7 protein-coding genes and 1 pseudogene are annotated in these 6,055 nt (G+C 61.2%); 7 read left to right on the top strand and 1 reads right to left on the bottom strand.

What is annotated here, in order from left to right; genetic code table 11:
• The 3 genes and pseudogenes from JJ869_RS21265 to JJ869_RS21255 form a co-directional block, all read left to right on the top strand.
• A pseudogene (locus JJ869_RS21265) lies at window positions 1-166 on the top strand (IS110 family transposase); the annotation flags it as partial.
• A 9-nt stretch (window positions 167-175) separates the two neighbouring features.
• Complete coding sequence (locus tag JJ869_RS21260) at window positions 176-628, top strand: histidine phosphatase family protein (RefSeq protein WP_292270481.1); 453 nt, start codon at window positions 176-178, stop codon at window positions 626-628.
• The gene (locus tag JJ869_RS21255) at window positions 625-849 is read left to right on the top strand and encodes a hypothetical protein (protein WP_292270478.1); all 225 of its coding nucleotides are present in this window, start codon (window positions 625-627) and stop codon (window positions 847-849) included. Before JJ869_RS21260 ends, JJ869_RS21255 begins: the two co-directional genes overlap by 4 nt.
• Window positions 850-1,038: 189 nt before the next feature.
• Here JJ869_RS21255 and JJ869_RS21250 read toward each other — a convergent pair whose 3' ends face one another.
• Window positions 1,039-2,052 (bottom strand): LacI family DNA-binding transcriptional regulator, encoded by a 1,014-nt coding sequence (locus tag JJ869_RS21250; protein ID WP_292270476.1) that lies wholly within the window; start codon window positions 2,050-2,052, stop codon window positions 1,039-1,041.
• Between the two features lie 117 nt (window positions 2,053-2,169).
• On the opposite strand from JJ869_RS21250, the gene JJ869_RS21245 reads away from it, so the two are divergent.
• The 4 genes from JJ869_RS21245 to JJ869_RS21230 form a co-directional block, all read left to right on the top strand.
• Window positions 2,170-3,129, top strand: coding sequence for a tripartite tricarboxylate transporter substrate binding protein (locus JJ869_RS21245; RefSeq protein WP_292270473.1), 960 nt, complete (start codon window positions 2,170-2,172; stop codon window positions 3,127-3,129).
• A 63-nt stretch (window positions 3,130-3,192) separates the two neighbouring features.
• On the top strand, window positions 3,193-3,651 hold the full coding sequence (locus JJ869_RS21240) for a tripartite tricarboxylate transporter TctB family protein (RefSeq protein WP_292270471.1): 459 nt from the start codon (window positions 3,193-3,195) through the stop codon (window positions 3,649-3,651).
• Between the two features lies 1 nt (window position 3,652).
• Window positions 3,653-5,137, top strand: coding sequence for a tripartite tricarboxylate transporter permease (locus tag JJ869_RS21235; RefSeq protein WP_292270468.1), 1,485 nt, complete (start codon window positions 3,653-3,655; stop codon window positions 5,135-5,137).
• Window positions 5,138-5,402: 265 nt separating this feature from the next.
• The coding region (locus JJ869_RS21230) for an alpha/beta hydrolase (protein WP_292270467.1) at window positions 5,403-6,055 on the top strand (653 nt) is incomplete at its 3' end.

Raw genomic sequence — 6,055 nt, 5'->3', positions numbered from 1 at the left:
CTTAGTCGCAGCACATCACAACCCAAACCTGAGGTCCTTCGCAGCTCGTCTCCGCAAGGCTGGTAAGCCGCACAAGGTTATCATCACCGCCGTCGCCAGAAAGCTGCTCACCATCGCGAACGCGCTATGCAAAAACCGTCAGAAATGGGTCGCCAAGGCTCCCTGACAGATACAGTTGCTAGCGTCGGAACCGATCTCCTTCATCCTTACCAGCCCGCTTTCGCGTGCAATCGAAACTGCGCAGCCACTGGCGCGCCAACTTTCCATGACCCCGGTCGAAACGGCCGCACTGATGGAGATCGACTTCGGTGACTACGAAGGGCGCGACAAGTCCGATCTCGGGCTGAGCCTGCGCAAGTGCCATGCCGAAACCCCCATTCCGGGCGGCGAGTGCCTGCGCGATGTCTGGGATCGGGCTGGAGAGGTTGAGCGGCTTGTGACGGGCCGAAACGAGCCAGTCGGCGTGGTGGTCGGCCATTTCTGGATCAACCGCCTGCTCTGGGGACGACTTGGTGGCATGTCCTTCGATGCAGCATGCCGAAACCGCATCTACCGGCCTCGTACGGAGTCCTATATTGCACTCGAACTGCCGCCCACGGCCAGCCAGCGCGAACCTAAGGAGACTTGATCGACGATCAGATGATAGGAGCGATGAGTATCACGTTTGCAGGTGTGCGCTATGTCGGGCTGGCCAATGCCACCCTGCAAGCACGGAACCATCTTAACCAGCACCGGCAAACTATTGGCTGCAAAAAATGTGTCTTCCTCAAGCATGACACCCGGCGCACTCGAAAGCGCGTTGTTTTGCAAATAGTCACCGCGCTCAAGCAGCAACGGACGACACAGTGACGGGCTCGAGAGTTTCCATTCGTTTGGAATCTCGAACGCGCTTACATGCCAGCATCGGTACCGGGCGCTGCGGCGCTGTATATGCCGTCGGGGGGCGCCAGCAGCCTGTGGAAAGACAGGTCACCGAGGCCGCGAGGCCTCGCGGCGCTCGACATCTGCAAGACATCGTTGCCCCAATAGGTCAGGACGTCAGGTCGTCTCTCCCGGCAGAAAGCTCAGGGGCATGTCGATCCGACCACGTTCCGCATCTGACCGCCCCCCGATACGGTCGAGCATGATCTGTCCCGCTCGCGCACCGATTTCCGCCCGCGGCGAGCGGATCGTTGTCAGGCGCGGCGTTATCCCGTCCCGGATGTCAAGGCCGTTGAACCCCGCCAAGGCAAGGTCATTCGGCACGCGGATTCCGTGAGCGTGGCAATGCATCATTGCCCCAAGCGCCAGGTCGTCGTTGGCGAAGAACACGGCATCAATATTGGGACTGCGCGACATCAGCGTCGTCAGCCCCGCGGCACCGGTTGCAAAGGACGATTGCGCGTCCTCGATCTGATGATCAACCAAGGACAGCCCGTTTTCGGCAAGACGGGCTTCGAACGCGAGGCGGCGCTTGCGTGATCGGGCCGGACGCTCTCCCCAGGCTCCGACATATCCGATCCGGCGATAGCCGCGTTCGACGAAATGATCGGCCATGATGTGCCCGGCGCTGGACATGGAAAACCCGACGCTCGTGTCGATGGGTTCCCCGTCACTGTCCATGACTTCAATGACCGGGCACTGCAGGCCGGACAGGATCTCGGAGGCACCCGCGCTGTGTTCAAGCCCACTGATGATGACCCCGGAGGGGTTCCAGGACAAGAGATCGCGCAGAATCGCTTCTTCTTCCGCCATGTCGTAGCGCGACATGCCCAGCACCGTGCGCAGCGACGAGCCCTGGAAGGCGGCGTCAATGCCATCGAGAATATCGGGGAAAACGTTGTTCGACATCGACGGCACGATTACGGCGATAAGATCCGAGGATTGGCCGCGTAAAGATCCCGCAATGCGATTTGGGGTATACCCCAGCGCGGTCGCTGCCACCTTGACGCGGACGCGAAGCGATTCAGAAACGTTCGGAGCCTCACGCATTACGCGCGACGCGGAGATCACGCTGACCCCGGCATGGTCCGCAACATCGCGGAGCGTCGGACGTGGCGCCGTCTTTGCCATGGGTTCCTCCCAAGTGGCCTTGCAACATTAATCTAGGAGATTTTTGAGAGTTTGACAACGTTACCAATTTTATGACAACGTTACCAATAAGGGAAGTTTCATATTAGGGAGGATATCATGAAGAAACTGAAAACGTCCGCAATCGTGGCTGCCGGGCTTGCGCTGGCCATCGGGGGAGCCGCCCAGGCGCAGGATTTTCCGGAACGCCCGATCAACCTGGTCGTGCCGTTTAACGCGGGCGGGGGAACCGACCTGTTGATCCGGGGCTTTGCGCCTCACTTCGCCGAAGCTCTGGATGGCGACGTATTCGTTTCCAACACCGCAGGCGGTGGCGGCACGATTGCGGCGGGTGCCTTGGCCGGTCAGCGGCCCGACGGGTACCAGCTGGGTTATTTCTCGATCACGGTATCCACGATCCAGCCACAGATAAACGACGTCCCCTACGGCCTCGACAGCTGGTCTCCGATCTGTTCTGTTGCTGCATCTCCGACAGTTCTCTTCACGTCCGAAAGCAGCCCCTACACGAGCATCGAAGAGGCCGTTGAAGCAATCCGCGCAGCGCCGAGTACGCTGCTATATGGATCGTCAGGACCTGGTGCCATCACGCACCTGACCGCTGTTGCCGCGTTCAAGGGACTAGGCGTGATCGACGATGTTCGCCACCTTCCCTTCCAGGGTTCGGGGCCTGCGCTTCAGGGCATCGCGGCTGGCACGATCCAGTTCTTTGGAGATACCGAGATTCTGATGCAGGGCGGCGGTTTGCGCCCACTCGTCGTGTTCAACTCTGAACGTCTCGCTTCGATGCGGGACGTGCCGACGGCAACCGAAATTGGCATCGAGCCACCCCTCAACGAACTGTATCTCTGGGGCGGCTTCTTTGCGCCGGCGGGTACACCGCCCGAGGTCGTCGAGACGCTTTCGAATGCGTGCGGCGAGGCCATTGCCTCAGACGGCTTCCAAGCCTTTGCCGAGAAGACCAACACGGTACTAAATTACCGCAATGCCGCAGATTTCGATGCATTCTACCGCGCGCAGTACAAGGCGAACGGCGCCATCATCGAAGCAGCCGGGCTCTGACTCTCACTGCCTGCACCTGGCATCATCGCCGGGTGCAGGTCACATCATTCAGAGGCCCATCTCATGACGCTGAGCTTGAATTCCGAACGCGCTGTTGTCGCGCTGATCCTTTTATTGTTGTCCATCGCGCTGTTTGTCACCGCCAGCCGGTTCCCGGCGTCTGACATGGGATCGGCCTTTGACCCTGGCTTTTTCCCGCGCATCGTTCTGGGGGCCTTGATCGCCCTTGCCGCGCTGAACCTGCTTACAGACCTCAGGTCCGGGACAGGATGGGCGCTCGAAGGTTTGCGCTCTGTCCTCGTTATGATGGCACTCCTTGTGGTCTACGTGAAGGTGATGCCCGATCTCGGTTTTTTTGCCGCGTCGGTTGTGCTGTCGGTGGCCTTTCTTCTGCTTCTCGGCGTCCGGTCTCCCCTTGGGATTGCGGTTGTCGCGCTTGGTGTGCCTGGCGCGCTGGTCGCGCTGTTCAACCACATTCTGACGATGCCGCTGCCCACGTCGCCGTTGTTCTGGTGGATCTGAGATGCTTGACCTTCTACCACAGGCCCTTTCCCTGATCTTCACCGTCGAAGGCTTGCTCGTCCTGACCTTTGGCACGATGCTTGGCATCGTTCTCGGGGCCTTGCCGGGCATCGGATCGACGGTCGCCGTCGCCATGATCCTGCCGTTCACGCTGACCATGAGCCAGGCGCCCGCCATCCTGCTCTTGCTGGCGATCTATGCCGGGTCGGTCTACGGCGGTTCGATTTCCGCGATCCTGATCAACACTCCGGGCACACCCCAGTCGGCTGCAACCTGCTTTGACGGTTACCCCATGGCACTGCGGGGCGAGGCCGGAAAGGCGCTTGGATGGGCGACGATGGCCTCGGTTGTCGGCGGACTTGCGTCATCCGTGGTTCTGATCCTTGCGGCACCGCAACTGGCGGCATTTGCGCTGAATTTCGGGCCAATTGAGACTTTCGCGTTGATCGTGCTTGGCCTGACCTGCATTGTTTCGGTATCGGAAGGTTCGTTGATCAAGGGGTTGATTGCGGGGGTTCTGGGCCTGTTCCTGTCGGTCGTCGGGGGCGATCCGCTAACCGGCGAACCGCGCTTCACATTCGGCAGTTTCCAGCTGATCGCCGGGTTCGACCTGCTGGCCGTTGTCATCGGTGTCTTCGCTCTGTCCGAGGTTCTGCTCCGGGCATCGCAACGCGACGAAGCAAACGTCGCCTTGATCGATTTCCGCGGCATCGTGCTGCCGAAACTTGGGGAATGGCGTGGCAGGATCGGTGGTCTGCTGAAATCGGTGGCCATCGGCAATGTCATAGGGATCATGCCGGGAACGGGCGCCGCCACGGCAGCCTTCATTAGCTATGCCGAGGCGCGCCGCTCTGCACCCACGCGTGCGAATTTCGGCAAGGGCGAACCCGATGGGCTGATCGCATCGGAATCGGCCAACAACGCCGTCACTGGTGGCGCGCTGGTGCCAACATTGGCGTTAGGGATTCCTGGCGACGCCATCACTGCGGTGATGCTGGCTACGCTGACCCTACACGGCGTCACGCCGGGCATCCGCTTGATGCAGGACAATCCCATTCTGATCGCGGCAATCTTCACCGGCTTTTTTGTGGTCAACCTCATGCTGTTGCCGTTGGGAATGCTGGTCAGCCGCGTCGCGGCCCCGCTGTTGCGGCTGCGCGAGGCTTACATGCTGGTCGTCATAACACTGCTGTGCACGCTTGGGGTGTTTTTCGTTCGGGGCAACCCGTTCGATCTGCTGGTCATGGCGGCGGCAGGAGTCATTGGGTTCGTGCTGCGGCGTCAGGGTTACCCGATGGCGCCACTGGTGATCGGCATGGTTCTTGGGCCAACCCTTGAGATCAGCCTGCGCCAGGGACTCATCATCACGAACGGCAGCTTCGTTCAGTTCTTCACCCACCACCCTATCGCGGTCGCACTGATCCTCGCTGCGGCGGCAATGCTGCTTCTGCCGCTGGTTCGAGCCATACGGGCCCGCCAGGGATGAGCGCGGATATCTGCGCGATAGACCTGTTGACTTTCGGCGCCGGTCTTCTGGTAAGCGGTGCTGTAGCGGGAGTCATTGTCAGGCTCGTGTGGAGCGGCGGCAGGACGTTGGCCGTACCACTTCTGAAATTGCTCTCGATCCCAATGCGTCGAGGGGAGGAAACCGCTTCAGTGCTTGGCATCTGGGTCGCGGTTCCAGCAGTGGCAAGCTTTGTCTGGTCGGGCTTGTCGGTTCCCGAATTGCGGACGCCGAGGAGAGCCTTCGCATGATCCGGCGGATCAGAACAGCACGGCTCACAGTGAACGTCCGGGTCGAAGGCGAAGGTCCGCACCTGTTGTTTCTGGGTGGATCGAGCTTTGACCTTGGCCTCAAGGCGCCGGTTTTTACCTCGGCGCTTGCCGCGCGCTTTACGATCGCTGCCGCCGATCCGCGCGGGCTTGGCAGGACCGATCAACCCGACGGCCCTTGGTCGATGGAGGACTATGCCCGCGACGCGCTGGCACTGCTCGATGCGCTCGATTGGCCTGAGGCGATGGTTCTCGGTGAAAGCTTCGGCGGCATGATCGCGCTGCACCTGACTGCGCTTGCGCCCGGTCGCGTCAGGCGTTTAGCCTTGGCCGTCACCGCACCGGGCGGGCCTACGGGGCGATCTTACCCGATCCACGAGTTCCGAGGTATCGACGACCCGCGTGAACGGGCGGCGCGGGTTCTCACGTTGCAGGATCGGCGTTTTGCCGCCCGGCACGAAATCCAGAAGGCAGCTCTGATCGAGGGGCGCATGCGTGCCGAAGCCGCCTTTCTTGCCCATACCGACAACGCCAACGGCCACGCCAGACTGCTCGGTGCGCGGGCGCAGCACGATGCGGTCAAGCACCTGCCGCACATCGCCGTGCCCAGCCTTGTCCTGAGTGGACGGTT

The organism is Marivita sp. (assembly GCF_017643905.1).
Taxonomy (GTDB): domain Bacteria; phylum Pseudomonadota; class Alphaproteobacteria; order Rhodobacterales; family Rhodobacteraceae; genus Marivita.
The sequence above is the reverse complement of the archived record's forward strand: the minus strand, read 5'-3'. Positions and strand labels throughout refer to the sequence as shown.

Coding starts and splice junctions, on each gene's coding strand:
- JJ869_RS21250 (WP_292270476.1), bottom strand. CDS start 2,052: ATGGCAAAGACGGCGCCACGTCCGACGCTCCGCGATGTTGCGGACCAT.
- JJ869_RS21245 (WP_292270473.1), top strand. CDS start 2,170: ATGAAGAAACTGAAAACGTCCGCAATCGTGGCTGCCGGGCTTGCGCTG.
- JJ869_RS21235 (WP_292270468.1), top strand. CDS start 3,653: ATGCTTGACCTTCTACCACAGGCCCTTTCCCTGATCTTCACCGTCGAA.
- JJ869_RS21240 (WP_292270471.1), top strand. CDS start 3,193: ATGACGCTGAGCTTGAATTCCGAACGCGCTGTTGTCGCGCTGATCCTT.